Origin of the sequence: Leptolyngbya sp. FACHB-36 (assembly GCF_014695955.1) — a bacterium.
Lineage (GTDB): Bacteria > Cyanobacteriota > Cyanobacteriia > Leptolyngbyales > Leptolyngbyaceae > FACHB-36.
On record NZ_JACJPG010000395.1, the window covers coordinates 1 to 2,788 of the forward strand.

Here is a 2,788-nt window from a genome sequence, read left to right on the forward strand (position 1 = left end):
ACGAAAGTGGACAAATTGATTGCCGATTTAACGACTGAAACCGTTGCTTCTGTGACTGGCTTTGGCTTTATTGTAGATGCGCTATCTGTCGCAGGCATTTTTTGATTTGGTATCACACATCTCACATAGATGAGTGGTTTGGGCTATTTGCCATAGTCGCGTTGAGTTTGGCAAGCGTGGAGTCGGCGCGTTATTCTTTTGACTAAGCCATATCTCACATCGCTGCAATTATATTTTTCACATGTATCTTGGCGCACAAATGAAGCACTACCGAGTTGATGATCAGTTGCTTAATGCTGCGATTAAACAGGCTCAGGAACGCTTTCCACAGGACTGGTCCGGTGCAGCGGCCATGTACACCGAAACTGGACGTATTCTTACCAGCGTTTATGTGGATGCGCCGAACGCAGCCGCTTGTTTATGCCATGAAACAGGTGCTATCTGTGAGGCACATCGATTGAATGAACGCATTTGTGCTTCGGTGTGCGTTTCTAGAGAGCAAGACAATGAGCCGTATGTTATTCTGACTCCCTGCGGCATTTGTCAGGAGAGACTGGCGTATTGGGGATTGGACGTTGAAGTTGCAGTCCCCGACAAAACAAATCCGACAACATTTCAGTCGTTGCAGTTGCGCCACGTACAACCCCATTACTGGCACCAAGTTTACGGCGACGAGGCGTGAGGTCGATCGGTTACACAGATCTTCTGGCAATGCGATTTCCCAACTTCGAGATCGATCGCCCGACTGATAACAGATAGAGCGATTTCTTGATTCTGATATCAGAGGTCCAGCTGCTCGAGGTCCAGCAGAATCTCGCCATAGTCAGGAACCCACGCTAGCCACGTGTGCTCAGACTGCTGGCACAGCAGCAGTGCTTCATCAAAGCTGAACGCACTGGGCAGATGGCGCAGCTTCACCCAGGTATTGGGTGTCAGCGATCGCTGAGCAGTAGGCTGGCGCAGCGTTTCCTCTAACTGTTGCAGTTGCAGACGCAGGCGAAATTCCGATTCTAGTTTCATGGCAGGCAGCAGTGCTTGGGGAATATGGAACGCCCAAGCGTAAAAAATCATTCCGTAGTTTATGCTACAGAATTTTTGCTGTTGATTGCCTCTGTCTTTTTACATTGTTACGAAGTTACGAATACACCAGTATGAATACACCATGACGAATTACACCACGACGAGCCGTCGTCCTGCAATGTTTCAGAAGCGACCATCTTCGTAGTCTGGGTCTGGTTGGCGCTGCGGAACGACCAGAACCGGAGTCAGGGGAGCCGTTCTAGCTGGAGCAGGTCGGGATTGAACTGGGGACGCTGTGGCACCAGGAAGCGTGCGAATTCCCGTAGCGGGGATCGGTGTCAGCAATCGACTGGGAAACGTTGGTTGGGGACGATCGTCGTCTGACTCATCGAAGTTACCCAGTTGCCCTCGAGAATTCGCGGGCACCGGAGCCTGAACCCGCGACGCTGGACGGGCTTGAGTGGTAGACGCGGGAACTTTACCGCACAGGGGTTGCAGGTTAACTAGTCTGCCACTCTGCATTCGCAAGTAGCAAATAGATTCATTGGGATCGAGCGTCTGTGCAAAAGTGGGCTGGTGTGAGGCAGCCATTAGCCCTACGAGGGAAAGCGCGATCGCGCTACAAAAACGGTTCATCATGCGGCAGCCAAACGTGAGGAGAACATCAATCGTCCTCCTCTGTTGTACTCTGCTGCACCGTCAATGTCGTAGGTCGCAGTCAAATGCAACTCACCACTACATCGCTATTAGACGGTTTGACTGCCTAAACTGCCAGACGAATCGATGCCAGTCCGTTCTCGGCGGGCGCTTTCCGCACAAACACGTTGTTTGGCAGCACTCGTCGCACTTCCTCGACGGTCGTAATGCCCTGCTGGACCTTCTCGATCGCCGCCATGCGGAACGACTCAAACGCCGTCTCGCTTAGATAGCGCTGTAACTGCGTCATCGTGCCTTCGTAGATCAACTGCCGCACGCCATCGTCCACATGCAGCAGTTCGATAATGGCTTCGCGCCCCAAGTAGCCAGAGTTAAAGCAGTGAGAGCAGCCGCGCCCAATTCGCCACTTGCTTGAATCCACGTCTTCGGACCTCAACCCTAACAGCTTCAACTCAGTAGCGTTCGGCGTGTGGGGTTCTGCACAGTGTGGACAGATTCGCCGCACTAGCCGCTGTGCCATCACGCCCAGCAGCGAGTCACTAATTAGTCCGGGGTCAGGTCCGACGTCTTTCAAGCGCGGAATTGCGCCGATCGCATCGTTGGTATGCAGCGTTGTTAGCACTAGGTGTCCAGTCAGCGCGGCGCGGATGGCTGTTTCTGCCGTTTCGCTGTCGCGAATTTCCCCCAGCATAATGATGTCTGGGTCCTGTCGCAGAATCGCCCGCAGTCCAGCAGCAAAGGTCATGCCTGCCGTTTCATTCACCTGGATTTGCGTAATTCCTGGCAGAACATACTCGACCGGATCTTCGACCGTGACAATGTTCACCGATTCGGTAGAAATCGCCTGCAAGCTGGTGTAGAGCGTGCTGGTTTTTCCCGATCCGGTCGGTCCCGTCAAAATAATGATACCCTGCGGCTCTTTTAGCCAGCCTTTGTAAATCTCGCGGGCGCGATCGGAAAAGCCCAAATCGTCGATCGTCGAGAATGTATTTTTCTGGCGCAGCAGTCGCAGCACGGCTTTTTCGCCCGGTTCGCCCTGAATGCCGCTGACGCAGGGAATGGTGCTGACGCGCAAATCGAGTCCTTGCTCTTGCTGGTCGGCAACATAGCG

The 2,788-nt window shown here is 53.2% G+C and carries 4 protein-coding genes; 1 reads left to right on the forward strand and 3 read right to left on the reverse strand.

What is annotated here, in order from left to right:
• Nucleotides 1-259 precede the first annotated feature (259 nt).
• Nucleotides 260-682, forward strand: a complete 423-nt coding sequence (locus H6F43_RS11105) for a cytidine deaminase (protein WP_199290282.1) — start codon at nucleotides 260-262, stop codon at nucleotides 680-682.
• 98 nt (nucleotides 683-780) lie between these two features.
• Here the strand turns inward: H6F43_RS11105 and H6F43_RS23095 are convergent, their stop codons facing one another.
• The 3 genes from H6F43_RS23095 to H6F43_RS11120 form a co-directional block, all read right to left on the reverse strand.
• Nucleotides 781-963, reverse strand: coding sequence for a hypothetical protein (locus H6F43_RS23095; protein ID WP_190342831.1), 183 nt, complete (start codon nucleotides 961-963; stop codon nucleotides 781-783).
• 240 nt (nucleotides 964-1,203) lie between these two features.
• A complete protein-coding gene (locus tag H6F43_RS11115; RefSeq protein ID WP_190342829.1) occupies nucleotides 1,204-1,659 on the reverse strand; it encodes a hypothetical protein in 456 nt (151 codons plus the stop codon).
• Between the two features lie 124 nt (nucleotides 1,660-1,783).
• Nucleotides 1,784-2,788 (reverse strand): GspE/PulE family protein (locus tag H6F43_RS11120; protein ID WP_190342830.1); only part of this gene is annotated, 1,005 nt, incomplete at its 5' end.